This window comes from Pseudomonas sp. PI1 (genome assembly GCF_000812405.1).
Taxonomy (GTDB): Bacteria; Pseudomonadota; Gammaproteobacteria; order Pseudomonadales; family Pseudomonadaceae; genus Pseudomonas; species Pseudomonas citronellolis.
This window is the reverse complement of record NZ_JWMC01000068.1, coordinates 89,972-116,575: the sequence shown is the minus strand read 5'-3', so window position 1 is coordinate 116,575 and position 26,604 is coordinate 89,972. Positions and strand designations below refer to the sequence as shown.

Annotated in this window: 23 protein-coding genes; 16 read left to right on the top strand and 7 right to left on the bottom strand. The window is 68.6% G+C overall.

Annotation, left to right across the window (positions count from 1 at the left end; all coding sequences use genetic code 11):
- The first annotated feature begins 42 nt into the window (after positions 1-42).
- From rfaP to RN02_RS22425, 8 genes are all read left to right on the top strand, one after another.
- A complete protein-coding gene (gene rfaP / locus RN02_RS22460) occupies positions 43-849 on the top strand; it encodes a lipopolysaccharide core heptose(I) kinase RfaP (protein ID WP_043316963.1) in 807 nt (268 codons plus the stop codon).
- The gene (locus RN02_RS22455) at positions 849-1,583 is read left to right on the top strand and encodes a lipopolysaccharide kinase InaA family protein (RefSeq protein WP_043316960.1); all 735 of its coding nucleotides are present in this window, start codon (positions 849-851) and stop codon (positions 1,581-1,583) included. The genes rfaP and RN02_RS22455 overlap by 1 nt, the downstream gene beginning before the upstream one ends.
- Positions 1,580-2,335, top strand: coding sequence for a lipopolysaccharide kinase InaA family protein (locus RN02_RS22450; protein WP_043316957.1), 756 nt, complete (start codon positions 1,580-1,582; stop codon positions 2,333-2,335). The genes RN02_RS22455 and RN02_RS22450 overlap by 4 nt, the downstream gene beginning before the upstream one ends.
- The gene (locus RN02_RS22445; RefSeq protein WP_043316955.1) at positions 2,332-3,816 is read left to right on the top strand and encodes a lipopolysaccharide kinase InaA family protein; all 1,485 of its coding nucleotides are present in this window, start codon (positions 2,332-2,334) and stop codon (positions 3,814-3,816) included. Before RN02_RS22450 ends, RN02_RS22445 begins: the two co-directional genes overlap by 4 nt.
- A 214-nt stretch (positions 3,817-4,030) precedes the next feature.
- Positions 4,031-5,788, top strand: a complete 1,758-nt coding sequence (locus RN02_RS22440; protein ID WP_043316953.1) for a carbamoyltransferase family protein — start codon at positions 4,031-4,033, stop codon at positions 5,786-5,788.
- On the top strand, positions 5,772-6,908 hold the full coding sequence (locus RN02_RS22435) for a glycosyltransferase (RefSeq protein WP_043316950.1): 1,137 nt from the start codon (positions 5,772-5,774) through the stop codon (positions 6,906-6,908). The genes RN02_RS22440 and RN02_RS22435 overlap by 17 nt, the downstream gene beginning before the upstream one ends.
- 25 nt (positions 6,909-6,933) lie before the next feature.
- Complete coding sequence (locus RN02_RS22430) at positions 6,934-7,887, top strand: glycosyltransferase family protein (RefSeq protein WP_043316948.1); 954 nt, start codon at positions 6,934-6,936, stop codon at positions 7,885-7,887.
- Between the two features lie 84 nt (positions 7,888-7,971).
- Positions 7,972-8,871, top strand: a complete 900-nt coding sequence (locus tag RN02_RS22425; protein ID WP_043316946.1) for a glycosyltransferase family 2 protein — start codon at positions 7,972-7,974, stop codon at positions 8,869-8,871.
- On the opposite strand, the gene RN02_RS22420 is transcribed toward RN02_RS22425, so the two are convergent.
- Entirely contained in the window at positions 8,840-10,042 is a 1,203-nt protein-coding gene (locus tag RN02_RS22420) for an O-antigen ligase family protein (RefSeq protein WP_043316945.1), read from the bottom strand. The two genes, RN02_RS22425 and RN02_RS22420, sit on opposite strands and share 32 nt — an antisense overlap.
- 26 nt (positions 10,043-10,068) lie before the next feature.
- On the bottom strand, positions 10,069-10,713 hold the full coding sequence (locus RN02_RS22415) for a lipopolysaccharide kinase InaA family protein (protein ID WP_043316943.1): 645 nt from the start codon (positions 10,711-10,713) through the stop codon (positions 10,069-10,071).
- A 99-nt stretch (positions 10,714-10,812) separates the two neighbouring features.
- On the opposite strand from RN02_RS22415, the gene msbA reads away from it, so the two are divergent.
- The 6 genes from msbA (at position 10,813) to RN02_RS22385 (ending at position 19,350) form a co-directional block, all read left to right on the top strand.
- The gene (gene msbA / locus RN02_RS22410; RefSeq protein ID WP_043316941.1) at positions 10,813-12,633 is read left to right on the top strand and encodes a lipid A export permease/ATP-binding protein MsbA; all 1,821 of its coding nucleotides are present in this window, start codon (positions 10,813-10,815) and stop codon (positions 12,631-12,633) included.
- Positions 12,634-12,639: 6 nt separating this feature from the next.
- Entirely contained in the window at positions 12,640-13,536 is an 897-nt protein-coding gene (locus RN02_RS22405) for a GNAT family N-acetyltransferase (RefSeq protein WP_043317016.1), read from the top strand.
- A gap of 122 nt (positions 13,537-13,658) precedes the next feature.
- The gene (locus RN02_RS22400; protein WP_043316939.1) at positions 13,659-15,074 is read left to right on the top strand and encodes a PIG-L deacetylase family protein; all 1,416 of its coding nucleotides are present in this window, start codon (positions 13,659-13,661) and stop codon (positions 15,072-15,074) included.
- Positions 15,075-15,149: 75 nt separating this feature from the next.
- Positions 15,150-16,574 carry a bifunctional D-glycero-beta-D-manno-heptose-7-phosphate kinase/D-glycero-beta-D-manno-heptose 1-phosphate adenylyltransferase HldE gene (hldE, locus tag RN02_RS22395; protein WP_043316937.1) on the top strand — a complete coding sequence of 475 codons (1,425 nt, stop codon included), beginning with the start codon at positions 15,150-15,152 and terminating at the stop codon, positions 16,572-16,574.
- A 272-nt stretch (positions 16,575-16,846) separates the two neighbouring features.
- Positions 16,847-18,130 carry an acyl-CoA dehydrogenase family protein gene (locus tag RN02_RS22390; protein ID WP_043316935.1) on the top strand — a complete coding sequence of 428 codons (1,284 nt, stop codon included), beginning with the start codon at positions 16,847-16,849 and terminating at the stop codon, positions 18,128-18,130.
- Between the two features lie 11 nt (positions 18,131-18,141).
- Positions 18,142-19,350, top strand: coding sequence for an acyl-CoA dehydrogenase family protein (locus tag RN02_RS22385; protein WP_043316932.1), 1,209 nt, complete (start codon positions 18,142-18,144; stop codon positions 19,348-19,350).
- A 187-nt stretch (positions 19,351-19,537) separates the two neighbouring features.
- Here RN02_RS22385 and RN02_RS22380 read toward each other — a convergent pair whose 3' ends face one another.
- From RN02_RS22380 to RN02_RS22365, 4 genes are all read right to left on the bottom strand, one after another.
- Entirely contained in the window at positions 19,538-20,449 is a 912-nt protein-coding gene (locus tag RN02_RS22380; protein WP_043316929.1) for a hypothetical protein, read from the bottom strand.
- 307 nt (positions 20,450-20,756) lie between these two features.
- Entirely contained in the window at positions 20,757-21,560 is an 804-nt protein-coding gene (locus RN02_RS22375) for an aldo/keto reductase (RefSeq protein ID WP_043316926.1), read from the bottom strand.
- Positions 21,557-22,732, bottom strand: a complete 1,176-nt coding sequence (locus RN02_RS22370; protein WP_043316924.1) for an NAD(P)/FAD-dependent oxidoreductase — start codon at positions 22,730-22,732, stop codon at positions 21,557-21,559. The genes RN02_RS22375 and RN02_RS22370 overlap by 4 nt, the downstream gene beginning before the upstream one ends.
- Before the next feature lie 55 nt (positions 22,733-22,787).
- Positions 22,788-23,120 (bottom strand): DMT family transporter, encoded by a 333-nt coding sequence (locus RN02_RS22365; protein WP_009613544.1) that lies wholly within the window; start codon positions 23,118-23,120, stop codon positions 22,788-22,790.
- A gap of 112 nt (positions 23,121-23,232) precedes the next feature.
- Here RN02_RS22365 and RN02_RS22360 point away from each other — a divergent pair, with 112 nt between their 5' ends.
- Positions 23,233-24,111, top strand: a complete 879-nt coding sequence (locus RN02_RS22360) for a LysR family transcriptional regulator (protein WP_043316921.1) — start codon at positions 23,233-23,235, stop codon at positions 24,109-24,111.
- A gap of 188 nt (positions 24,112-24,299) precedes the next feature.
- Positions 24,300-25,568: a lipid IV(A) 3-deoxy-D-manno-octulosonic acid transferase gene (gene waaA / locus RN02_RS22355; protein WP_043268544.1), complete on the top strand. Its 1,269-nt coding sequence runs from the start codon at positions 24,300-24,302 to the stop codon at positions 25,566-25,568.
- A gap of 322 nt (positions 25,569-25,890) precedes the next feature.
- Here waaA and RN02_RS22350 read toward each other — a convergent pair whose 3' ends face one another.
- On the bottom strand, positions 25,891-26,484 hold the full coding sequence (locus tag RN02_RS22350) for a helix-turn-helix domain-containing protein (RefSeq protein WP_009613541.1): 594 nt from the start codon (positions 26,482-26,484) through the stop codon (positions 25,891-25,893).
- Between the last annotated feature and the right edge of the window lie 120 nt (positions 26,485-26,604).

Below are 26,604 nucleotides of genomic sequence, written 5' to 3'. Positions count from 1 at the left end.
CACTCCCCGGCTTCCCCGGGCTCCTACGAAAGGCGGGCGCCCATGAAGCTTGAGTTGCGCGAGCCGTTCAGGAGCCTGTGGGCCGGCAAGGACCCCTTCGTCGAGGTCGAGCGCCTGCAGGGCAAGGTCTACCGCGAGCTGGAAGGCCGCCGCACCCTGCGCACCGAGGTCGACGGCCGCGGCTACTTCGTCAAGATCCACCGCGGCATCGGCTGGGGCGAAATCTTCAAGAACCTGCTCAGCGCCAAGCTTCCGGTGCTTGGCGCCGGCCAGGAGCAACGCGCCCTGGAGCGCCTGCACCAGGCCGGCGTGGCGACCATGACCGCGGTGGCCTACGGCGAGCGCGGCAGCGACCCGGCGCGCCAGCATTCCTTCATCGTCACCGAGGAACTGGCCCCCACCATCGACCTCGAACAGCTGTCGCTGAACTGGCTGCGCGAGCCGCCTGCGCCGCGCTTCAAGCGCGCGCTGATCGACGAAGTGGCGAAGATGGTCGGCACCATGCACCGCGCCGGGGTGAACCATCGCGACTGCTACATCTGCCACTTCCTGCTGCACACCGACCGCCCGCCGACGCCCGACGACCTGCGCCTGTCGGTGATCGACCTGCACCGCGCCCAGACCCGCGCCGCCACGCCGCGGCGCTGGCGCGACAAGGACCTGGCCGCGCTGTACTTCTCGGCGCTGGACATCGGCCTGACGCAACGCGACAAGCTACGCTTCCTGCGCGGTTACTTCCGCAAGCCCCTGCGCGACATCCTCCGCGAGGAGGCCGCTCTGCTCGCCTGGATGGAGCGCAAGGCCGCCAAACTCTACGATCGCAAGCAGCGCTACGGAGACCTGCTCTGATGTCGGGCTGGACCCTGGAACCCGCCTACCGCCACCTGTCCGCCGACTTCGGCAGCCTGGATGCGGTGTTCGCCCTTGAGGGCGAGCGCCTGACCAAGGACCCCAAGTCCGAAGTGATCCGCGTCGAGCGCGACGGCGTGCGCTACTACGTCAAGCGCTACAACAGCGCCGGCAAGGGTTACCACCGCTACCTGGCGCGGCCGCGGATCAAGGCCGAGTGGCAGAACCTCAAGCAGTTCGCCAAGTGGGGCATCCCCACCGCCGAAGTGGTGGCCTGGGGCCTGGAGCGCAAGCACGGCGCCTTCGTCCGCGGCGCCATGGTCACCCGCGAAGTGCCGGGCACCGAGGACCTGGCCGCGCTGGCCCGGCGCGACGACCCGCGCCTGCGCGACCGCGCCTGGGTCGACCACGTCAGCCGGCAGCTGGCGGCGCACACGCGGCTGATGCATGACCACCACTTCACCCACAATGACCTGAAGTGGCGCAACATCCTGGTCGACGCCGCCGGCACCGTGTATTTCATCGACTGCCCGATCGGCAACTACTGGGTCAGTTTCATGCTGCGCCACCGCGTGACCAAGGACCTGGCGACCCTGGACAAGGTGGCCAAGTACCACCTTTCCGCCACCCAGCGCCTGCGCTTCTACCTGCAGTACCGCCGGCGCGAGCGGCTGAACGCCTCGGACAAGGTCCGCGTGCGGCGCATCGCCCATTTCTACGAGGGACGCGAGTGAACGACTTCATCGCCGACGACGACCGCGAGCGCCTGCACAGCCAGGGCCTGGCCGACTTCGACACGCTCTGGACGCTGCCGCTGGAGGCGGTGGACGAGCCCAACACCGAGCGCGGCGGCATGAGCTGCGTGTTCCGCCTGGAGCTGGACGGCGGCGCCTACTACCTCAAGCGGCAGAGCAACCACCTCACGCGCAGCCTGCTGCGCCCGGGCGGCGAGCCGACCTTCGCCCGCGAGTTCCGCAACATCCAGCGCTACCAGCAACTGGGCATCCCGGCGTTGCAGGCGGCCTTCTTCGGCGAACGCCGCGAGGGCGGCGAGCGCCGCGCCATCCTGGTGACCCGCGCGCTGGACGGCTGGCGCGACCTGGACGCCTGGCTGAAGGACTGGTCCGGCCTGCCGGCGGAGCGCCGCCAGGCCATCCTGCACGCCTGCGGCATGCTCGCCCGGCGCCTGCACGAGGCCGGGCAGATGCACGGCTGCTTCTATCCCAAGCACATCTTCCTGCGGGAAGCCGAGGACGGCTTCCAGGCCTGCCTGATCGACCTGGAGAAGACCCGCCCGCTGTGGTTCGGCCTGCGCGACCGCGTCAAGGACCTGGAGCCGCTGCTGCGCCGCGCGCCGGACTGGAGCGAGGTGGACGTGCGTCAACTGCTCGCCTCCTATCTGGGCAGCGCGGCCAGCGGCGCCGAGGTGGACCACTGGTACAAGCGCCTGGGCGCGCGTCGGCGCAAGAAGGAGAAACGCGGGTGAGGCTGGGCGAGATGCGAAGCGCCGGGCGCCAGCCGACGCTGCCGCTGCGACTGGAACTGGCCGATGGCGCCGGCCCCGCCGAACTGCGCCTGGACAGCCTGCTGCGCGTGCTGCCGGGCCGGCGCTACGTCGGCGCAGGCAACTGGCGCGGGCGCCAGGTGCTGGCCAAGCTGCTGGTCGGCGGCAAGGCCGCGCGGCACTTCCAGCGCGAGCTGGCCGGCGTGCGCCTGCTCGCCGAACAGGGCCTGACCACGCCGCTGCTGCTGGCCGACGGCCTGCGCGAAGGCGAGGGCGGCTGGCTGCTCTTCGAATTCCTCGACGATGCCCATAGCCTGGGCGACGCCTGGCGCGCGGTGGAAGCCGAGCCGGCGCTGTCCGACGCCCAGCAGGCGGTGCTCGGCGAGGCCCTGGCGGCCATCGCCGAACTGCACGCCAAGGGCCTCTGGCAGGAAGACCTGCACCTGGACAACCTGCTGCGCCACGCCGGCCGCCTGTACCTGATCGACGGCGCCGGCATCCGCGCCGAGACGCCCGGCCAGCCGCTGTCGCGCAAGCACGTGCTGGAAAACCTCGGAGTGTTCTTCGCCCAGTTGCCGGCCAGCCTCGACCCCTTCCTCGAAGAACTGCTGGTGCATTACCTGCTGGTCAACGGCGAGCACGCCCTGCCGCTGGAGGCCCTGCAGAAGGAGATCGCCCGGGTGCGCCGCTGGCGCGTCGCCGACCTGCTGAAGAAGATCGGCCGCGACTGCAGCCTGTTCAGCGTGCGCCGCGGCGCCTTCGGCCTGCGCGCGGTGCGCCGCGAGGAAGAAGCCGGCCTGGCGCCGCTGCTGGCCGAGCCGGACGCTTTCATTGACCGGGGGCATGTCTACAAGACCGGCGGTGCCGCTACCGTGGCGAAAGTGGAGCTGGATGGCCGCCCGCTGGTAGTCAAGCGTTACAACATCAAGAACCTGCTGCACTGGCTCAAGCGCTTCTGGCGCCCCAGCCGCGCCTGGGCCTCCTGGCGCGAGGGCAACCGTCTGGAAGCCCTCGGCATCGCCACCGCGAAACCCCTGGCGGTGCTGGAACGGCGCTGGCTGTGGCTGCGCGGGCCGGCCTTCCTGATTACCGATTACCTGGCCGGGCAGGATATAATTGCCCGTTTCAAACCCCATCTGGACGATCCGGACGGGGCCGGCATGCCGCCGGAGGCCGAACTCAAGGCCCTGGACAGTCTGTTCGCGGCGCTGCGGCGCGAGCGCATCAGCCACGGCGACCTCAAGGGCCACAACCTGTTCTGGCAGGGGGAAGGCGATGCGGGGCGCTGGGCGCTGATCGACCTCGACGCCATGCACAAGCACCACGGCCAGGCCGGTTTCGAGCGCGCCTATGCCCGCGACCGCGCACGTTTCCTGCGCAACTGGCCGCAGGGCAGCGCGCTGCACCGGTTGCTGGATGAGCGAATACCTAAGAGCAGCTGGAAGCTGGAAGCTGGAAGCTGAAAGCAAGAGCCTGGAGGTTGGCGCTGGTGTTTTGGGCTTCAAGCTTCAAGCTTCCGGCTTCAAGCTTCCAGCTGCTTCTAAGACAATTTATCCCAGCGTCGAGCCCGAGGCTTGACGCTGGAAGACGAAGGCCCCCAGGGGCTATGACGAACATCGCTGTTGCTTCAAGCTTCCGGCTTCAAGCTTCCAGCTGCTTTCAAAGAGGCTCTTACCCGTGTCATTGACCATCCTCGGCCTGTCCGGCGCCGTAAGCCACGACCCTTCCGCCGCCCTGTACATCGACGGCAAGCTGGTCGCGGCGGTCGAAGAAGAGCGCTTCGTCCGCGACAAGCACGCGAAGAACCGCATGCCCTACGAGTCGGCCAAGTTCTGCCTGGAGCAGGCCGGCATCAAGCCGTCCGACGTCGACGTGGTGGCCATTCCCTTCGCCCCCATCAGCCTGTTCGGCAAGGCCCGCTGGCACTACGCCAAGCGCTACGCCTACGCCCCGGACCGCGCGCTGGACGCCATCCTGCTCGGCAACCGCCGCTACAAGCGCTACTACAAGCGCATCCAGTGGTGCCTGCAGCAACTGGGCTTCGACCTGAAGAAGGTCAAGATCCAGCCGGTGGAGCACCACCTGGCCCACGCCTCCAGCGCCTACCACTGCTCCGGCTTCAAGGAGAAGACCGCGATCCTCGGGATCGACGGCAAGGGCGAGTACGCCACCACCTTCTTCGGCTACGGCGAGAACGGCAAGATCCACAAGATCAAGGAGTTCTACGACCCGGACTCCCTGGGCGGGCTGTACGGCGCGCTGACCGAGTACCTGGGCTTCGACATGCTCGACGGCGAGTTCAAGGTCATGGGCATGGCGCCCTACGGCGACGCCAGCAAGTACGATTTCTCGCGCCTGGCCAAGTTCGAGAACGGCGAGCTGATCATCAACACCGAGTACGCCAACGTCATCGGCTTCCGCCGCTACAAGGAAAAGGGCAAGGGCTACTACTTCTCGCCCAAGCTGATCGAGTGGCTGGGGCCCAAGCGCGAAGGCGACATCGCCGACGACCCGTACATCCACTACGCCGCCAGCATCCAGGCGCTGTTCGAGAAGCTGGCGCTGGAGATGATGGACTACTACCTGGGCGACATCCTCCGCGAAACCGGCAAGATCGCCTTCGCCGGCGGCTGCGCGCTGAACGTCAAGCTGAACCAGAAGATCATCGCCCGCCCCGAGGTCAAGGAGCTGTACGTGCAGCCCGCGGCCAGCGACGCCGGCACCGCGGTGGGCGCCGCCGCCTACGTGTCCTGGGAGCGCGGCGTGCCGGTGGAGAAGATGGAGCACGTCTACCTCGGCCCGGCCTACAGCAACGAAGACGTCATCGCCGCCTGCGCCCGCCACGAGGCCAAGCCGGCCTGGCGCAAGATCGACAACGTGCCCGAAACCATCGCCAAGGTGCTGGCCGACGGCAACCCGGTGGCCTGGTTCCAGGGCCGCATGGAATTCGGTCCGCGCGCCCTCGGCGGCCGCTCCATCCTCGGCTGCCCGAGCGTGCCGGGCGTGGCCGACCGCATCAACGCGCAGATCAAGTTCCGCGAGCGCTGGCGGCCCTTCTGCCCGTCGATGCTGGATACCGTCGGCCCGCAGATGTTCAAGATCGACCACCCGGCGCCGTTCATGACCTTCACCTTCGAGGTCAACGAAGAGTGGAAGACCCGCGTGCCGGAAGTCGTCCACGAGGACGGCACCTCCCGCGCCCAGGTGCTCAAGCGCGAGTTCAACCCGCGCTACTACGACCTGATGAAGGAGCTGGAGAAGCTCACCGGCAACGGCGTGGCGCTGAACACCTCGCTGAACCGCCGCGGCGAGCCGATGATCTGCTCGCCGACCGACGCGCTGAACATGTTCTACGGTTCGGACCTGCAATACCTGATCATGCAGGACATCCTGGTGGTCAAGGAAGGCGCGGCGGCCTATGACTCGCTCGGCTGAACCGCGGGTCCTGCAGTTCTGCCACGGCTATGACGGGCCCTTCCTGGATTGCGCCCGTCAGTACGCCAGCCTGTTCGCCGGCACCGGCTACCGGGTGACCACGGTGTTCCTCACCGGGGCGCCCGACGCCGAGGTGGCCGCCGGCTGCGCCAGCGACGAGGTGCTGTTCCTCGACTACAGCTCGAAGGACGTGCGCGGCCTCAAGCTGCGCGCCATCCGCGACCTGCGCGAGATCGCCCGCTCGCGGGACTTCCGCTTCTGCATCGCCCATCGCTTCAAGCCCACCTGGGTCGCCATGCTCGGCACGCGCCTGCCGGTGATCGGCGTGCACCATGGCTTCGGTGACTACCGCCGGCTTGGCCGCAAGCTGTTCGCCAAGCTGTTCGCCAAGCGCCTGAGCTTGCTGGCGGTGTCCAACGCCGTGCGCGACGAACTGCGCCAGTGCCTGCCGGCCTGGCCGGCGGAGCGCATCGAGACGCTGTACAACCGCGTCGACGTCGACGCCCTGCAGGCCGAGCAGGTGGAGCGCTACCCGGCGCGCCAGCACCTGCGCCTGGCGGACAACGCCTGGGTGGTCGGCAACGTCGGCCGCCTGCACCCGGACAAGGACCAGGCCACGCTGCTGCGCGGCTTCGCCGCGGCCCTGCCGCAACTGCCGCCGAACGCGCTGCTGGCGATCCTCGGCAAGGGCCGCCTGGAGGAAGACCTCAAGGCGCTGGCCCGCGAGCTTGGCATCGCCGAGCGCGTGCTGTTCCTCGGCCAGGTGCCGGACGCCAAGCGCTACTTCAAGGCCTTCGACGTGTTCGCCCTGAGCTCCGACCACGAGCCCTTCGGCATGGTCCTGCTGGAGGCCATGGCCGCCGGCGTGCCGCTGATCTCCACCGCCGGCGGTGGCGCCGGCGAAATCGTCGAGGGCCTGGGCATCCTCTTCCCGCTGCGCGACGACGCGGCCCTGGCCCAGGGCCTGGCGCACCTGGCGGCGCTCGACCGGCAGCAGCGCGAGGCCTGCGCCCGGCTGATGGACGAGCGCCTGCATGAGCGCTTCTCCGACGAGGCCGTGCGCCGGGAGTTCTGGAGCCTGCCGATGGTCCGTGCGCTGACGCGTGGCGTTTCCGAATGACGGCCGCGGCCGCCAAGGGTGAATCTTGAAAGTCCTGTTCCTGGTCCAGAAAGAACAACGCGCCATTCTCGACCGCCTCTACGACGGCATCGCCGAGCACTGCGACTGCGACCTGCGCTGGCTGAGCAGCGACGAGCAGGCCAACCTGCGCCGCTACTTCCGCGAGCAGGTGGACGTCTCGCGCTACGACCGCATCCTGTTCTTCCTGCGCTTCAAGAAGGAAATGCGCCAGGCTTCCTTCATCGCCAGCGTGCCGAACCTGGTGATCCTCGAACACGATGCCTACCAGAACTACATCCCCTGCAAGTACACCGGCAAGTTCAGCGCCCACTACCGGCGCATGCCCTGGGCGCGGGTGATCAGCTCCGGCGCGGTGGTCGCCCGGCGCCTGCGCGAGGAGGGCTTCGACGCCGTCTTCGTGCCCAAGGGCTACGACCAGGACCTGCTCCACGACCTGGGTCGCGAGCGCGACATCGAGCTGGCCTTCGTCGGCAGCACCGGCAGCGTCGCCTACAGCGGACGCAAGGCGCTGCTGGACGAACTGGGCAAGGTGGAGAACCTGCTGGTCACCAAGACCAACTCCGGCGAGGACTACCTGAACACGCTCAACCGCATCCGCTTCTTCGTCAGCGCGGACGTCGGCATGGGCGAGTACATGATCAAGAACTTCGAGGCCATGGCCTGCGGCTGCGTGCTTTTCGCCTACGACCAGGGCGAGGAGGAAAACCGCGCGCTGGGCCTGATGGACATGCGCAACGTGGTGTTCTACCGCGACATTCCCGAGCTGCGCCGCAAGCTGCAGGTGCTGCGCGAGGACCCTGAGCTGGCGGCGCGCATCGCCGCCCAGGGCCGCCAACTGGCCGAGGAAGGCTTCGGCTTCAGCCAGATCGGGGCGCGCATCGTCGAGGCGATGACGCCACCCTTGCGTCCACACCCGCCGGCCGGATGGCTGGACAAACTGCGCAGCCTCCTGGGCTAGGCTGGCGCAGCCAAAGGGAGATCCACTCCCGCCAAGGCGCCCATCGAGCGCCATACTTCTTTCATTTTCAAGGGGAACGACCGAATGCTGTCTCGTACGGCGGATTCCAACAGAGGCGATGACCAGGAACTGGTCAGCGTCATCATCGCCTCCTACAACCATGCCGCTTACATTGAGGCAAGCATCCGCAGCGTTATCGCCCAGACCTACCCGCACATCGAGCTGCTGGTGGTGGACGACGGCTCCTCCGACGGCAGCCCCGAGCTGCTGCGCCGCTTGCAGGCGGAACTGGGCTTCGACCTGCGCATCCAGGCCAACCAGGGGCTTTCCCGCACGCTGAACGAAACGATAGCCCGGGCCCGCGGCAACCTGATCGTGCCCTTCGGCTCGGACGACATCATGTTCCCGCAGCGCATCCAGCGGCAGGTCGAGTACATGCGTGGCAAGCCGGAAGTGGGTATCTGCGCTGGCAACATCGAGATCATCGACTCCCACGGGCAGGTCATGCCCGAGCGCGAACAGCGCCAGCGCGACCTGCCGTTCCGCCGGCTGGATTTCGAGGACATGTTCCTCGACCTCAAGCCGGGGCCCATGGCGGCGACCCTGATGTTCCGCCGCGAGGCGCTGGAGAAGGTCGGCGGCTTCAATCCGGAAATCCGCCTGGAAGACGTCTACATCGAGCTGACCATCACCCGCGCCGGCTACTTCATCGACATCCTCGGCGAGGTCCTGGCGCAGTACCGCAAGCACCCCACCAACACCTACAAGAACCTGCCGTTCATGGTCGACAACATGCTGCGCACCTATGCCCGGTTCCGCGACCATCCGGCCTACGAGCAGGTCTGCATGCGCTACCGCAATTCGATGTTCCTCAAGTGCGCCAACCGCGACAAGGTGCTGGCCAGGCAGCTGTTGCGAGACATGCCGCTGCGCTACTGGAATCTCAAGACTCTCAGGGGGCTCCTGCGCCTTCTGCTGCGCTGAACGAGCGCTGCAGCCGCAGCCGCACCCATTGCGCATAGAGGAAGGCCAGCGGCAGCCAGATCAGGAACCAGTGCTCCTTGGGCCGGGACAGGAAGGCCATGCCTTCGGTCAGCCCGGCGCCCAGCCCGAAGACCAGCCAGCCCGAGGCGATCAGCACCACGGCGTCGCGGCGTTCGCGCCAGGCGAAGACGAAGGCGCTGACATAGAGCGCGACCCACAGCACCAGGCCCACGACGCCGCCGGCATAGAGCACACCTAGCTCCATGTTGTGCGGGTCGGCCAGGAGCAGACCGGGAATCTGTATGTGGATGGGGTGACCGAAGCCATGGCCGAACCAGGGGCGTTCGCTGATCTGGCGCAGGGCGTCCAGCCAGATGGTCGGCCGGTAGGAGACGCCGCGCTCGACGATCAGCTCGGGGTAAAGCCAGAACTGGATGGCGCAGAGCAGCACCAGCGCGGCAAGGGCCATGCCGCCTCGGCGAGGGTTGCAGGCGACGAGCAGCCAGAGCAGGGCGGCGACTATGCCGGTCAGTGGCGTGCGCGAGCCGGTGACGAACAGCAGGAAGCCCAGGATCAGCAGCGCGACGACCGGCGCCGGCGAGAGTGGCGAGCGGGCCAGGAACCAGCGCCCCAGCCAGATGGTCGCGAATGCGCCGTAGACATGGGCGCTCAGCAACGGGTTGTAGAGGGCGCCGTAGCCGGTGAAGCGTTCGCCGGCGATGTGCAGGCGCGTGCTGTAGAGGAAATAGCCAAGGGACAGCACGGCGCTGAGCAGGGCCACCCAGGCGGCCGCGTGCAGGACCTGCTGCAGGCGCGACGACGGCTGTATTGCGACCAGCGCAACGCAGAAGAACAGCAGAGATATGAATAGTGGCCGTTTCAACAGGGATGAGGGCGAGTCGTCGAGGCTGACCGCCCAGCTCAGCGTCAGCATCATGTACAGGCTGAAGAGCGCGAAGCAGATGAACAGCGGGTTGCCCAGCAGGGCCCGCCATGGCGAGGGGCGGAGGAACAGCGCGATCAGCGTCGGGGTGGCGACGAACACATAGAACAGGCGGTGATAGTCGCCGCGATCGCCTATCCAGAACATCCCCGTGAGCAGCATCAGCAAGCCGAGCGGCAGCAGGTTGCAGGCCAGGAAACGCTTGCAGTCCGCCAGACGTCTGCCCATGGTTGCGGAGCCGGTTACATCGTCAGTCATTGTCGATACGTCTGTCCCAGGAGCGCCTGGACGGTCAGGTGAGTGTCGCTTTCGTGCAGGTAGGCTTGCAGAACCTGGTTGCCATCCGCCAGCAACCACTGCCGATCCTCCACATAGCGCAGCATGTGCGCGAAGTTGCGCTTGCGCTGGGCGCGGCCGAGGGCGCGGCGCTGGGTCTTCATGTCGGCGATGTCGATCAGCCCCAGTTCGCCCTGCGGGGTCTGCACCACGTTGCCCAGGTGCAGCGAACGGAAGTACACGCCGCGCTCGTGCAGCCGGGCGATCAGCTCGCCCAGGCGCTCGCGCAGGGGGCCGTCGGCCTGGCCGGCGGCGATCAGCTGGCGCAGCGTCTGGCCCGGCAGCGGGCGGTAGTGCACCAGGTCGCGGGCGATGCCGGGCACGCGGTAGACGCCGATCACCTCGGGGCAGGGAATGCCCAGCCGCTGCAGCGCCCGGGCGTTGTCGGCAAAGCGCTGGGCATAGGGGTAGAGCGCCGCCGAGGAGATCAGCCGCTTGCGCCGGAACAGCTTGACGAAGTTGCCGTCGGGCAGGCGCAGGACCTTGTCGCCGTGCTTGTCGGCTTCCAGCACGGTGGCGCCGGCGCGAAGCGATTCGTAGGCGGGTAGGTCGAGCTCTTGCATACCGGCTTCCTGGACGGGGGCCGGCTATAGTAGCCCAGGCGCCGGGCAAACGAGAGGCCTGTGTTATAATCGCCGGCCTTTTCAGCGTGCGATTCTTTCATGACCGGCAAAGACACCGCAGAGCCCTCGAGCCTGAAGATCTACTTCCGCCTGCTCACCTACGTGCGGCCCTATTGGGGCATGTTCGCCCTGAGCATCGTCGGCTTCCTGATCTTCGCCGCCACCCAGCCGATGCTGGCCGGCATCCTCAAGTACTTCGTCGACGGCCTGACGCACCCGGACGCCAAGCTGTTCCCCAACGCGCCCTGGCCCTGGCTGCGCGACCTCTCGCTGCTCTACGCGGTGCCGCTGCTGGTGGTGATGATCGCGGTGTGGCAGGGCATCGGCTCCTTCCTCGGCAACTACTACATCGCCCGCGTCTCCCTGGGCCTGGTGCACGACCTGCGGGTGGCGCTGTTCAACAATCTGCTGACGCTGCCCAACCGCTACTTCGACAGCCACAACTCCGGGCACCTGATCTCGCGCATCACCTTCAACGTGACCATGGTCACCGGCGCCGCCACCGACGCCATCAAGGTGGTGATCCGCGAAGGCATGACCGTGGTCTTCCTGTTCCTCTCGCTGCTGTACATGAACTGGAAGCTGACCCTGGTGATGGTCGCCATCCTGCCGGTCATCGCCCTGATGGTGACCAGCGCCAGCCGCAAGTTCCGCAAGCAGAGCAAGAAGATCCAGGTGGCCATGGGCGACGTGACCCACGTTTCCTCCGAGACCATCCAGGGCTACCGCGTGGTGCGCAGCTTCGGCGGCGAGGCCTACGAGCGCGAGCGCTTCCTGCAGGTGAGCCGCGAGAACACCAGCAAGAACCTGCGCATGAACAAGACCTCGGCTATCTACACGCCGATGCTGCAACTGGTGATCTACAGCGCCATGGCGGTGCTGCTGTACCTGGTGCTGCTGCTGCGCGGCGATGCCACCGTCGGCGACCTGGTGGCCTACATCTCCATGGCCGGCCTGCTGCCCAAGCCGATCCGCCAGCTATCCGAGGTCAGCTCCACCATCCAGAAGGGCGTGGCCGGCGCCGAGAGCATCTTCGAGCAGCTCGACGAGCAGCCCGAGGTGGACCGCGGCAGCGTGGAGAAGGAGCGCGTGCTGGGCCGCCTGGAAGTGAAGAACCTCAGCTTCAGCTACCCGGGCACCGACAAGCGCGTGCTCAACGACCTCAACTTCAGCGTCGAGCCGGGGCAGATGGTCGCCCTGGTCGGCCGCTCCGGCAGCGGCAAGTCGACCCTGGCCAACCTCATCCCGCGCTTCTACGACCACAGCCAGGGCAAGATCCTCCTCGATGGCGTGGACGTGGAGGACTACCGCCTGCGCAACCTGCGCAAGCACATCTCGCTGGTCACTCAGCAGGTCAACCTGTTCAACGACAGCGTGCTCAACAACATCGCCTACGGCGACCTCGCCAGCAAGCCGCGCAGCGCGGTGGAGAAAGCCGCCGAGGATGCCTTCGCCCGCGAGTTCATCGACCGCCTGGCCGAAGGCTTCGACACCGAGGTCGGCGAGAACGGCGTGATGCTCTCCGGCGGCCAGCGCCAGCGCTTGGCCATCGCCCGCGCGCTGCTCAAGGACGCCCCGGTGCTGATCCTCGACGAGGCCACCTCGGCGCTGGACACCGAGTCCGAGCGGCACATCCAGGCCGCCCTGGAAAAGGTCATGGAGGGCCGCACCACCCTGGTGATCGCCCACCGCCTGAGCACCATCGAGCGCGCCGACCTGATCCTGGTGATGGACCAGGGCCATATCGTCGAGCGCGGCACCCACGACGAATTGATCGCCCTCAACGGCTACTACGCGCGCCTGCACGCCAGGCAGTTCGCCGACGAGCCGGCCGAGGACGGCGTCGGCGAGTCGGTCTGAATGGCCCTGCTCGATCGCCTGCGCTGTTTCCGCGAGCGCGGCTGGACACCCATCGACGCCGCGGCCTACGCCGAGGCCTGGCAACGCTTCGGCGGCAGCGTGGCGACTCACCCGCAGGTGGTGGAGCGCCTGGCCGGCCTGGCCGGCATCCCGGTGCGCTACCTGGGCTGGGTCGCCGACGGCCAGCTGCGCGCCGCCATCCCCACCTGGGGCCGGCACCTGGCGCTGTCCAAGGACGTGCTCAAGCGCGAAGGCAAGAAGGCGTTGTTCGACCTGGGCAATGCCGAGATCATCCTGCCGGTCGCCGAGGATGCGCGGATCGCCCTGCGCCACCGGGTGCGCTACCTGTCCGAGTTGAACCAGCAGCAGGTGACCGACGCCCGCCGGCAAGATGAAGAGCTGGCGCTGAACCGCGCGCCGGCGGACTTCTCGAAGAAATTCCGCTACAACCAGCGCCGCGAACTGCGCCTGCTGGAAGAGGCGGGCGGCGTGCTGCAGCCGATGGACGAACTGAGCCCGGCAGAGCAAGCGGGTATCTACGCCGAACTGTTCCAGCGCCGCTGGGGCTTCGAGGTGCCGGGCAAGGCGCGCCTGGCCGAGGTGCTGGAACTGATGCGCGAATTCATGCGCGGCTCGCTGGTGCGCCTGGACGGCGAGCCGGTGGCGATCCAGATTCTCTACCGCGTCGAGTCGCCGAAGTGGATCAGCGTCGAATACATCAACGGCGGCGTGGCCCCGGAGAACCGCGAGTTCAGCCCTGGCAGCGTGCTCACCCACGTCAACACCCAGCAGGCCTGGGCCGAGGCCGAGGCGCTGGGCAAGCCGCTACGCTATTCCTTCGGCCGCGCCGACCGCGAATACAAGGACCGCTGGTGCCACCGGGTGCCGGTGTTCCAGGTGTAAATGCTCGAAATGCTCTTCGTAGGAGCGAGCTTGCTCGCGAATGAGCCCGCCGCGGAATCTGTTCGCGAGCAAGCTCGCTCCTACATCCACAAGGCAATAGGTCCCTTCCCCGGAGAACGCCCATGAGCGCCCGCAAGCAGCAACTGCTCAAGGCCCACCGCCGCAAGAAGCGCCTGGTGCTGTTGGTCGCGCTGCTGGCGCTGGTCGCCCTCGGCGTGTTCGCCCCCTGGTGGAGCGTGCCGCTGGCCGTGCTGCTGGGCTGGGTGGCCCACGAGGCCTGGTTCGCCGACCACCTGTTCTACTCGCCGCGCGACGACTACCGCTACGACTTCCCGGAAGGCCAGCTGAGCCTGCCGGCCTCCCTCGGTCCACACGGCCTGCACGTCGCCACCGATGCGCTGCCCGAGGGCTACGAGACGCTGCTGCTGCAGATCCGCGTCAAGGCCAACTGGCTGGGACGCTGGCTCGACCCGCAGGTGCTGATCGAAGGCGCCGATGGCATCGACCGCCAGGACTTCGAGCGCGGCGTGAACGGCGTGCGCTACCTCAACCTGTCCGGCCAGGGCGCGGCCCTGCGCGGCGGGCACCTGCGCATCCGCGGCCGCCATTGCCGCCTGGACAGCCAGGGCACCCTGCACGCCTTCCACAACCCGGACTACGCCGAGCGCCGGCTGATGGTCATCGCGCCCCATGCCGACGACGCCGAACTGGCCGCCTTCGGCCTGTACAGCCGCGCCGCCGAGGCCAGCATCGTCACCCTCACCCAGGGCGAGATCGAGGCCGAGCACTACCGGCGCCTGGGCCTGGACAAGGCCGCCGCGGCGCGCCTGAAGGGCCGCCTGCGCACCTGGGACAGCCTGGCCGTGCCGCTGTGGGGCGGGGTGCCGGCCAGCCGCTGCGTGCAGCTGGGCTACTACTGCCTGCAACTGCCGGCGATGTGCGGCGAACCGGACCAGGGCTTCGGTTCGCGGGAGTCCGGCGAGAGCGACATCCGCGGCCTGCGCCGGCACAACCCGCTGCAACTGCCGGCCGACGCCGACGGCGTGCCCAGCTGGAACAACCTGGTGGCCGACCTGGCGGCGCTGCTGGAGCACTTCCGCCCCGAGGTGCTGGTCACCCCGCACCCGCAACTGGATCCCCATGCCGACCACGTGCATGCCACGCGGGCACTGTGCGAGGCGATCGAGCGCAGCGCCTGGAAGCCGCAGACCCTGCTGTTCTACGCCAACCACCTGCACGACAACGACCGCTGGCCCATGGGCCCGGCCGAAGGCGGGGTGGCGCTGCCGCCGTGCATCGAGCCGCTGCCGGCCGACGCCCTGTGGAGCCCGACGCTGGACGCCGCCACGCGCCTCGACAAGGCCCAGGCCCTGGCCATGCAGCACGACCTGACAGTCCCGCTGCCGGCCAAGAAACGCCTGCGCCGGCTGATCCAGCGGGCCCTGGCCGGGCGCCGCTGGCCGGCCTTCGGCGAGGACGAATTCTTCCGCAAGGCGGTGCGTCGCCACGAGCTGTTCTGGGTCCGTCCGCTGCGCTGAACGACCGGCGCCCGGCGCGAGGCCGGGCGAGCGGCTATGGTATTATCCGCGGCGATTTCGACCTGCGGAGTTCCCATGAAACTGACCATGCCCCGTTTCGATCAGGCCCCTGTGCTGGTGGTCGGCGACGTGATGCTCGACCGCTACTGGCACGGCGCGACCTCGCGCATCTCGCCCGAGGCTCCGGTGCCGGTGGTGCGGGTCGAGCAGCATGAGGACCGCCCCGGCGGCGCGGCCAACGTCGCGCTGAACCTGGCCGCCCTGGGCGCCCCGGCCTTCCTGGTCGGCGTCACCGGCGAGGACGAGGCCGCCGCCAGCCTGGCCGACAGCCTCGGCGCGGTGGGTGTGACCACCCGCTTCCAGCGCATCGCCGGGCAGCCGACCATCGTCAAGCTGCGCGTCATGAGCCGGCACCAACAGTTGTTGCGGGTGGACTTCGAGGAACCCTTCAGGACCGACGCCGAGGCCCTGGCCCGCGAGACCGAAGCGCTGCTGGACCAGGTCCGCGTGCTGGTGCTGTCGGACTACGGCAAGGGCGCGCTGAAGAACCACCAGGCGCTGATCCAGGCCGCGCGCAAGCGCAACATCCCGGTGCTGGCCGACCCCAAGGGCAAGGACTTCTCCATCTACCGCGGCGCCAGCCTGATCACCCCGAACCTCTCCGAATTCGAGGCCATCGTCGGCCGCTGCCAGGATGAGAACGAGCTGGTGGCCAAGGGCCTGAAGCTGCTCGGCGACCTGGAACTGGGCGCGCTGCTGGTGACCCGCGGCGAGCACGGCATGACCCTGCTGCGCCCCGGCCACCCGGCGCTGCACCTGCCGGCCCGCGCCCGCGAGGTGTTCGACGTCACCGGCGCCGGCGACACCGTGATCTCCACCCTGGCCGGCGCCCTGGCCGCCGGCGAGGACCTGCCGCAGGCCGTGGCCCTGGCCAACCTGGCCGCCGGCATCGTGGTCGGCAAGCTCGGCACCGCGGCCATCAGCGCCCCCGAACTGCGCCGCGCGGTGCAGCGCGAGCAGGGTTCCGAGCGCGGCGTGCTGGGCCTGGAGCAACTGCTGCTGGCCATCGAGGACGCCCGCGCCCACGGCGAGAAGATCGTCTTCACCAACGGCTGCTTCGACATCCTCCACGCCGGCCACGTCAGCTACCTGGAACAGGCCCGCGCCCAGGGCGACCGGCTGATCGTGGCGGTCAACGACGACGCCTCGGTCTGCCGCCTGAAAGGCCCGGGCCGGCCGATCAACAGCGTCGACCGGCGCATGGCGGTGCTCGCCGGCCTCGGCGCGGTGGACTGGGTGGTGAGCTTCAGCGAAGACACCCCCGAACGCCTGCTCGCCCAGGTGCGCCCGGACGTGCTGGTCAAGGGCGGCGACTACTCCGTCGACCAGGTGGTCGGCGCCGACATAGTCGCCGGCTACGGCGGCGAAGTGCGCGTGCTCGGCCTGGTGCCGAACAGCTCCACCACCGCCATCGTCGAAAAGATACGTCGTAAGAATTAGCTGGAAGCTGAAAGCTGAAAGCGAGAGCCGCACACTTCCAGCTTCTAGCTTCTAGCTTCTAGCTTCTAGCTTCTAGCTTCTAGCTTCTAGCTTCTAGCTTCTAGCTTCTAGCTTCTAGCTTCTAGCTTCTAGCTTCTAGCTTCTAGCTTCCAGCTTCCAGCTTCCCACCCACTGACCGCCGTGCCAGCGCGTCCCGGCAAAGCGGTCATGGTCCCCCCGCCGCTTCCCGGCGCATGATCCCGGCATCCCATCCCCGCGTGGAGCGAGATGCCATGACCACCGACGTGCAGGGCCGCGCCCTGGCCGTGCTCAACCGGGTGGCCCAGGCCGACTGGCCGGACCGCCTGAAATTGCGCAAACCCTTCGAGAAACTGCTCTACACCGGCAGCCGCACCGGCTTCCGCATGGCCAGCCAGCGCGCCGCCAAGCAGCTCAAGACGCCGCGCAAGGTCGACCCGGACGGGCTCTTCGACCTGTCGCTGTCCGACGAACAGCAGATGCTGGTGACGATGCTCGAAGGCTTCGCCGCCGAGGTACTGCGCCCGGCCGCCCACGATGCCGACGCCAACGCCGGGGTGCCCGCCGAACTACTCAACCAGGCCCTGGAACTGGGCCTGGCCTACTACGGGGTGAACGAAGTGCACGGCGGCATGGCCGGCGAGCGCACCGTGCTGACCAACTCCCTGATCGCCGAAGCCCTGGCCCGCGGCGACCTGAGCCTGGCCGCGGCGCTGCTGGTACCGCTGTCGGCGGCCAACTGCATCCGCCGCTGGGCCAGCCCGCAGCAACAGGCGCAGTGGCTGCCGGCGTTCGTCGGCGAGGACGGCCCGCCGCTGATCGGCATCGCCGTCGGCGAACCGCAGTTGCTGGCCGACGCCGCGCAACTGAAGACCCAGGCGCGCAAGCGCGGCCGCCATTACCTGCTGTCCGGCGAGAAGTGCCTGGTGGTGCGCGGCCTGGATGCCAGCCAGTTGCTGGTCGCCGCGCAGGCTGCCGACGGCCCGGCGCTGTTCCTGGTCGATGCCGCCGCCAGGGGCGTGGAACGCCGCCCCGAACCGGCCATGGGCCTGAAGGCCGCCGGCACCGCGCGCATCCGCCTGAAGAGCGTGAAGGTGGCCGCCGAACGGCGCCTGGCCGCGGAGAAATTCGACTACCAGGCCTTCCTCGACCTCAGCGGCCTGGCCTGGTGCGCCCTGGCCCTGGGCACCGCGCAGGCGGCGCTGGACTACGTGACCGGCTACTGCAACGAGCGCGAAGCCTTCGGCGAACCTATCAGCCACCGCCAGGGCGTGGCCTTCATGGTCGCCGACATCGCCATCGAACTGGACGCCATGCGCCTGATGACCTGGCGCGCCTGCGCCCTGGCCGAGCGCGGCCAGCCGTTCCACCGCGAGGCCTACCTGGCGCGCCTGCTGTGTGCCGAGAAGGCCATGAAGATCGGCACCGACGCCGTGCAACTGCTCGGCGGCCACGGCTTCACCAAGGAACACCCAGCCGAGCGCTGGTACCGCGACCTGCGCGCCGTGGCCGTGATGGCCGGCGGCCTGCACCTCTGAGGAGCGCCTGCATGTACCTGGAAACCCCGAAGAAATTCCGCGGCCTGGTCAACCAGGCGCACCAGGTGGCGGAAAACTACCTGCGGCCGATCTCGCGCAAGTACGACAAGGCCGAGCACGCCTACCCCAAGGAGCTGGACCTGCTGGCCGCGCTGCTGGACGGCATGAATGCCGGCTCGCCGGACGCCGTGGGCGCCACCTCGGCCAGCAAGCGCAAGGGCGCGGCGGCGGAGGAGGGCGTGAAGAACGGCGGCAACCTCTCCGCCTGCCTGGGCGTGATGGAAATGTGCTGGGGCGACGTCGGCCTGCTGCTGGCCATGCCGCGCCAGGGCCTGGGCAACGCCGCCATCGCCGCGGTGGCCAACGACGAACAACTGAAACGCTTCGGCGGCACCTGGGCGGCCATGGCCATCACCGAACCGGGCTGTGGCTCGGACTCGGCGGCGATCCGCGCCACGGCGAGCAAGGACGGCGACCACTACGTGCTCAACGGCGAGAAGATCTTCGTCACCTCCGGCGCCCGCGCCGACGCCGTGGTGGTCTGGGCCACCCTGGACCGCGGCCTGGGCCGCGCGGCGATCAAGTCCTTCGTAGTGGAGAAGGGCACCCCGGGCATGACCGTCACCCGTCTGGAGAAGAAGCTCGGGATCAAGGCCTCGGACACCGCCTCCATCAGCTTCAGCGACTGCCGGGTGCCGGCGGCCAATCTGCTGGGCAATGCCGAGATCGACGTGCAGAAGGGCTTCGCCGGCGTGATGGAGACCTTCGACAACACCCGCCCGTTGGTGGCCGCCATGGCCGTGGGCGTGGCCAAGGCCTCGCTGGACCGCGCCCGCGAATTGCTGAAGAAGGCCGGCTGCCGTTTCGACTACGCCAAGCCGCTGCTCTCCGTCAGCCATGCCGAGGCGACCCTGTACCGCCTGGAGGCCGAATGGGAAGCGGCGCGCCTGCTGACGCTGAAGGCCGCGTGGATGGCCGACAACCGCCAGCCCAACTCCAAGGAGGCCTCCATCGCCAAGGCCAAGGCCGGGCGCGTGGCCAACGAAGTCACCCTGAAGTGCGTGGAACTGGCCGGCGCCCTGGGCTACGGCGAGGACGAACTGCTGGAGAAATGGGCGCGGGACTCGAAGATCCTCGACATCTTCGAAGGCACCCAGCAGATCCAGCTGCTGATCGTGGCGCGCCGCTTGCTGGGTAAAACCTCCAGCCAGTTGAAGTGATCATTCACATGTAGGAGCGCGCCCTGCGCGCGATTCGCAGGCAGGGCCTGCTCCTACAGGGCAGGCGTAGTGCTTTTCGTAGGATGGGTTGAGCTTGCGAAACCCATGCGGTCATCGGTGATGGGTATCGCTTCGCTCAACCCATCCTACGGGGGTTGTGTTTGCCGGGGGGGCGTAGGAGCGGGGCTCAGGCCGTGCGCCGGCCCTTGCCGGAATTGCCGTTGGCCGGCGGCAGGCTGTCGAGCCAGTCGCGGAAGCGGATGCGTTCGTCGCGCACCAGCCAGCCGTCCTGTTCGGCGAAGCTTTCCGAGAGCCAGATGCCGCGGGTCGCGGCCTTCACCAGCTCGCCCTTGCGCAGGGTGAAGAGCGCGTCGGTGGGCTGGCCGTGTTCCAGCGGCAGCAGGTACAGGTCCGGGCGGCGGCGGTCCAGGCGGGCCACCAGGGGGCCGCTTTCCAGGCGCTCGTCGACGTGGAACAGGCTGACGTCGCGCACGTCCTTGGGCAGCTCCATGCGCAGGTCGTAGACCAGCTGCAGCGAGGCGGTGGGCAGGTGCACGTAGGCCTGCGGGCGCTCGAGTAGACGCAGGGCGCCGGCCTGCACCGGGCGCGCGGCGCCGGACAGCGGCGTCAGCGAGAAATGGCTGGCCTCGCGGTAGCGCAGAGTGCCCTGGTAGGGCGTCGGCAGCCAGGTGTCGCCGAAGCGCCCGCCCAGCCAGCCGTCGGCGGTTTCCACCAGGCATTCCTCGGCCACTTCCTGGATGGCGGTGAGCAGCGGCAGGTTCAGTTCGTGGGACGGCACGTAGCCGGAAATCAGCTTGAGCACGGTGTCGCCGCGGTCGGCGCGCTGCTGGCGCACCAGCACCCAGTAGTCGCGGCCCTGCCAGTTGAGCGTCAGGCGCACCGACACGCCCAGGTTGGCCAGCTCGGCGGTGAAGCGCTGGGCGTCGGCCACCTCGACCGGGCGGCGGCGCTCCAGGACCTGGGAGAAATTCAGCGGCAGGCCGAGGCCCTGGTAGACCAGGCTGTCGGGGTTGGCTTCGACCAGCAACGGCAGGGTCTTGAAGGCGGTCGGGTCCTTGCGGGCGAGCGTACGGGGCATGGGCGGTCCTCGTCGTACAGGGCGCATCGGGCCGCCTTCAGGGTGGGCGGCCTGGCCGATCGTTCCGGGTTGCCAGTGGCTAGGGCGTTGACGGCGAACTTCGAAAACCCTCGATTATTTCGAGGTTAGCCCTGAAAGGCGCTTTGTTTTCGGATGTTTTTCCTGTCAGCGAGCTTTTGGCGGCAATTTTACGTGCCGCGGTTTTTCACCGCGGAGTCTGAGCATGGCACAGGAATGCGCCCTTTGTGTCAACCTTGGGTGACTGCCGATCAACGGTCGTGGCGCCGCCGGATTCGGCCGCCAGGGCTCAGCCGCCGAGGACTTCGGCCGCCAGCGCGACGTTGTGCCGCAGGTGCTGCGGGTTGATGGTGCCGACGATGGCCGCGCCCACCCCGGGGTGGCCGAACACCAGCTCGAAGCTGGCGCGCACGGGGTCCTGGCCCTCGCCCAGGCAGGCATGGCCGCTGGCCAGGGCCTTCTTCACCAGGATGCCGCGGTGGTGCACCAGGGCATGGTCGATCACCGCTTTCTCGGCCTGTTCGTTGAGGTTGTAGGTGACCATGGCGCAGTCGCCGCGCTGCAGCGCCAGCAGGCCGCCATCGACGGTCTTGCCGGAGAAGCCGAAGCCGCGGATCAGGCCTTCCTGCTTGAGCCGTTCGAGGCTCTCGTAGACCTCGGTGTGCTGCAGGACGTGCAGGTCGTTGCCGTCGGAATGCACCAGCACCAGGTCGATGTAGTCGGTCTCCAGGCGGCGCAGGCTGCGCTCCACCGACAGGCGGGTGTGGGCGGCGCTGAAGTCGAAGCGCGACTGGCCGTTTTCGAATTCCTCGCCGGTCTTGCTGACGATCACCCAGTCCTGGCGCTGGCCGCGCAGCAGCGGGCCGAGGCGTTCCTCGCTGCGGCCGTAGGCCGGCGCGGTGTCGATCAGGTTGATGCCCAGCTCGCGGGCCAGCGCCAGCAGGTCGGCGGCCTCGCGGTCGTCGGGAATGCGGAAGCCGCTGGGGTACTTCACGCCCTGGTCGCGGCCCAGCTTGACGGTGCCCAGGCCCAGCGGCGAGACGTTCAGGCCGGTGCGGCCCAGCGGGCGATGCAGTGCGTGCAAGCCGCTCATGGCAGCAGTTCCTCCCATACCGGGCGGGCCAGGGGTAGGCGCGGCAGCTCCGGCAACGCCTGCCCGGCGGCGGGGCGGATGCCGTCGCGGTCCAGAGCCTCGAAGACGCGGTCGGCGAAGTTCGGCGCCAGCGCCAGCTTGGTCGGCCAGCCCACCAGCAGGCGGCCCTGGTCGGCGAGGAAGGCGCTGTCCGGGCGCAGCAGGCCGGATTGCGCCGGCTCGGCGCGGTCCACCCGCAGGGTGGCCCAGCGCGCGGCGGAGAGGTCGACCCAGGGCAGCAGCTTGCGCAGCTCGCGCTGGGCCTCGGCGATCTGTTCGGCTTCGCTGCGGGCCACGCCTTCGGCCTCGGCGATGTCGCCGCCCAGGTACCACACCCACTGGCCGTCGGCCGCCGGATGGGTGGTCACAGTGATCCGCGGCTTGGGCCCGCCGCCGACGCAGTGGGCGTACAGCGGCTTCAGCGTCGGCGCCTTGAGCAGCACCATATGTAGCGGGCGACGCTGCATGGCCGGCTGCTCCAGGCCGAGTTCGCGCAGCAGCGCCTCGTTGCCGGCGCCGGCGGCCAGCACCACGCGCTGGGCGCGGATGTCGCGGCCGTCGACGCGCAGGCCGACCAGCTCGTCGCCTTCACGCAGCGGCTCGATGCGTTCGCCGGCCAGCAGGCCGTCGCCGCCCAGCACCGCCAGGTGGGCGACCAGGCTGGGCACGTCCAGCACCAGTTCGGAGAGGCGGTAGGCCTTGCCCTTGAAGGCCTTGTCCTGCAGCGCCGGCGGCAGTTCGTCGCCCTTCACCTGGGCGACGCGGCTGCGCACCGCCTTGCTGGCGAAGAAGCTGGTGAGGTTGCCGGCCAGGCCGCCCGGCGACCACAGGTAGTGGGCGTCGGAAAGCACGCGCACGCCACGCAGGTCCAGCTCGCCGTCGCCGGCCAGGCACTGGCGCCACAGCGAGGGCATGTCGGCGATGGCTTCCGAGGCGCCGGTCAGCGCGCCGTGCAGGGCATACTTGGTGCCGCCGTGGATGATCCCCTGCGAGCGCATGCTCTGCACGCCGCCGAGCGCGCTGTTCTCCACCAGCACGCTGGAATAGCCGGCACGGCGCAGGCGGGCATTCAGCCAGAGGCCGGCGATGCCGCCGCCGACGACGAGGATGTCGGTGCTCAGGGGTTGGGTCATGGAAGGGCGCGCCTCGCGTGAAACGAAGCGCGCAGTATAACCGAGGGGCTGTGGCTCAGTGGCCGACGCTGCCGGAGAACAGCTGGATCACCACCACGCCGCTGACGATCAGGCCCATGCCCAGCAGCGCCGGGGCGTCGAGTTTCTGCTGGTAGAGCACCAGCGCGGCGACGCTGACCAGCACGATGCCCAGGCCGGCCCAGATGGCGTAGGCGATGCCCACCGGGATGCTGCGCACCACCAGGGTGAGCATCCAAAAGGAGATGGCGTAGCCGACGATCACCAGCAGCAGGGGCAGGGGCGTGGACAGGCCTTTCACCGACTTCAGCGAAGCGGTGGCGATGACTTCGGCGACGATGGCGATGGCGAGATAGAGATAGCCGGGCATGTTCAGTCCTCCCCAGGAGCGGCCGGGCGGGCGGCCGATGTTGCGAATAGCGACATTCTAGTGTTCCCGGCGATGGGATAAAGTCATTACCTATCTGAAATGGAGATAGGCTATGCAGTGGAACCTGGACCAGTTGCGACTCTTCGTCAGCGTCGCCGATCAATCTTCCTTCTCGGCGGCGGCGCGCCAGCTCAAGCGCGTGCAGTCGGCGGTCAGCTCGTCCATCGCGCTGCTGGAGAGCGACCTGGGCGTGAGCCTGTTCGACCGCAGCAGCGGCCGCCAGCCGGTGCTGACCCAGGAGGGCAGGGCGCTGCTCGACGAGGCCCGCGAGGTGCTGCGCCAGTGCCAGCGCCTGGAAAGCCGGGCCATGGCCCTGGTGCGCGGCGAGGAAGCGCGCCTGCGCCTGGCCCAGGACGAGGCCATGCCCTACCAGCCGGTGCTTTCCGGCCTGCAGGCGCTGGCCCGGGCCTTCCCCACCCTGGAGGTGCAACTGGCCAGCGGCGCCCAGGGCGACGTGGCGCGCAAGCTGCTGGAGCGCCGCGCCGACCTCGGCCTGCTGTTCCACCACGAGGGCATGCCGGACGAACTGGAGCGCCAGCACCTGGGCACCATCGAGATGGTTACCGTGTGCGGCGCCGGCCACGCCCTGGCTGGCCTGGACTATGCCGACCGCCGCGAACTGGCGCGGCACCGCCAATTGCTGATGGCGCCGCAGGACAGCCACTACCCCGGCGGCGAGCAGATCAGCCCGCTGGTGTGGCGCGCCGACAGCTTCTACGCCATGGCCGAACTGCTGATGCGCGACCTCGGCTGGGCCTGGCTGCCGCGCCACGTGGCGCAGTACCCGGCCTACCAGCCGCTGCTGGTGGAGCTGGCCAGCGACTGGACGCCGCCGCCGCTGGTGGTGGAACTGGTCTGGCGCCGCGACGAGCCCCTGGGCCCGGCGGCGCAGTGGCTGGGCGAATGCTTCGCCGAACACCTGAAGGAATAGGAGGCACGACTGTAGGAGCAACTGTCTTGCCGGTAGCGCGAGGTGCTTTTCGTAGGATGGGTTGAGCTTGCGATACCCATCGGACCCTGGTGATGGGTATCGCTTCGCTCAACACCATCCTACGAAGAGCCTGTCGGCAAGCTGGGCGCCGCGCGAACCCCCGGCGTTATTTGCTACTCTCCGCCGCCATGAACCGGACTCTCTATACCCTGCTGTTCCACCTGGGCCTGCCGCTGGTCGCGCTGCGCCTGTTCCTGCGTTCGCGCAAGGCGCCGGCCTATGCCCGGCGCATCGGCGAGCGCTTTTCCTTCGGCCTGCCGGCCATGCAGCCGGGCGGTATCTGGGTGCACGCAGTATCGGTGGGCGAAAGCATCGCCGCAGCGCCCATGATCCGCGCCCTGCAGCAGCGTTATCCACAGCTGCCGATCACCGTCACCTGCATGACGCCGACCGGCTCCGAGCGCATCCGCGCGCTGTTCGGCGACAGCGTCCAGCACTGCTACCTGCCCTACGACCTGCCCTGGGCCGCGGCGCGCTTCCTGAACCGGGTGAAGCCGCGCCTGGCGGTGATCATGGAAACCGAGTTGTGGCCCAACCACATCCACCAATGCGCCCGCCGCGGCATCCCGGTGGCGCTGGCCAATGCGCGCCTGTCCGAGCGCTCGGCCCGCGGCTATGCGCGCTTCGAAGGGCTGACGCGGCCGATGCTCGGCGAGATGAGCTGGCTGGCGGTGCAGACCGAGGCCGAGGCCGAGCGCTTCCGCCGCCTGGGCGCGCGCCCGGAGTGCGTGAGCGTGACCGGCTCGATCAAGTTCGACCTGAGCATCGACGCCGAACTGCTCGCCCGCGCCACGGCCCTGCGCCACGACTGGCAGGCCGAGGGCCGGCCGGTATGGATCGCCGCCAGCACCCATGCTGGGGAAGACGAGATCGTCCTCGCCGCCCACCGCAAGCTGCTGGAAACGCACCCGGACGCCTTGCTGATCCTGGTGCCGCGCCACCCGGAACGCTTCGACGGCATGTTCGAACTGTGCCGCCGCGAGGGCTTCGCCACGCTGCGCCGCTCCAGCGGCGAGCCGGTGCAGGCCGCGACCCAGGTGCTGCTCGGCGACACCATGGGCGAACTGCTGTTCCTCTACGCCCTGGCCGACGTCGCCTTCGTCGGCGGCAGCCTGGTGCCCAACGGCGGGCACAACCTGCTGGAGCCGGCGGCGCTGGGCAAGCCGGTGCTGTCCGGGCCGCAGCTGTTCAACTTCCTCGAGATCGCCGCGCAACTGCGCGAGGTCGGCGCCCTGCGCGAGGTGCTGGATGCGCCGACGCTGGCGGTGGCAGTGGGGCAGCTGTGGGACGAGCCGGCGGTGGCGCAGCGCATGGCGGAGGCTGGGTTGGGGGTGCTGAAGGCCAATCAGGGGGCGTTGCGGCGGCTGCTCGACGGTCTGGCGCGGTTGTTGGGCTAGGGCCTTTGTAGGAGCGAGCTTGCCCGCGAACGGAGTTTCCCGGTCATGGCGGCGCATGAGATCACCACTGTCCCCTCTCCCCAGCCCTCGGCTGCGCGCCCCGCCCTGAAGGGAGAGGGGGCTTGTTCGTGCCGAGAGAAGGAATGGTTTCAATCGGAAATCACGGTGCTAGCCGGCTGACTCCAGAGCATCAAACCCTGCCCAACGGTCCCCTCTCCCTTCAGGGAGAGGGTTAGGGAGAGGGCGCTCTCAACCCCAGCACCCACGACTCCCGGCGAACTCCGTTCGCGAGCAAGCTCGCTCCTACACAATGAACGCGGTGTCAGAACGTCGGCGGCGTAATCACCCAGAGCACCACCGCATCCACGTCCCCGGGGTTGCCGTAGCGGTGCGGCTCCTGGCTGGAGTAGCTGAAGCTGTCGCCTTCGTTGAGCAGGAAATACCGCTCGCCCACCCACAGCTCGAAGGTGCCGCTGAGCAGGTAGCCGGCTTCCTCGCCCTCGTGGCTGTAGCTCTGCTGGCTGTAGGTGCCGGGCGGAAAGCGCGAGTGGAGGATTTCCAACTGGCGGGTGGGCTGCGGGCTGAGCAGTTCGTCGACGATGCCGTCCTCGTAGTGCACGCTGGTGCGCGCGTTGCGCCGCACCACGTAGCCGGCGTCGGCCGGGTCGGCCTGCACCTCGCTGGCGAAGAACCACTGGATGGTCACGCCCAGGCTGCGGGCGATGTTGAACAGCGCCGGGATCGACGGGTAGGCCAGGTTGCGTTCCAGCTGGCTAATGTAGCCGGCGGTGAGCTTGCTCTGCTCGGCCAGCTCGGCCAGGGTCATGCCGCGCCGCTTGCGCAGGCCGCGGATGCGCGTGCCGAGGAACTGCGCTTCGGCGCTGGCGGGGGCTTGCTGCGGGGCTTTCGGGCTCATGCGGCGAGGGTCCTGGCGAGTCGGTCGTGGGGCATTCTAAACAATGCGCCGCGCCTGTGGGTCGCGTAGGGCGTACAACCGTTCGCGGTTGTACGCCGCTACACCTCGCTTGCCGCGGAC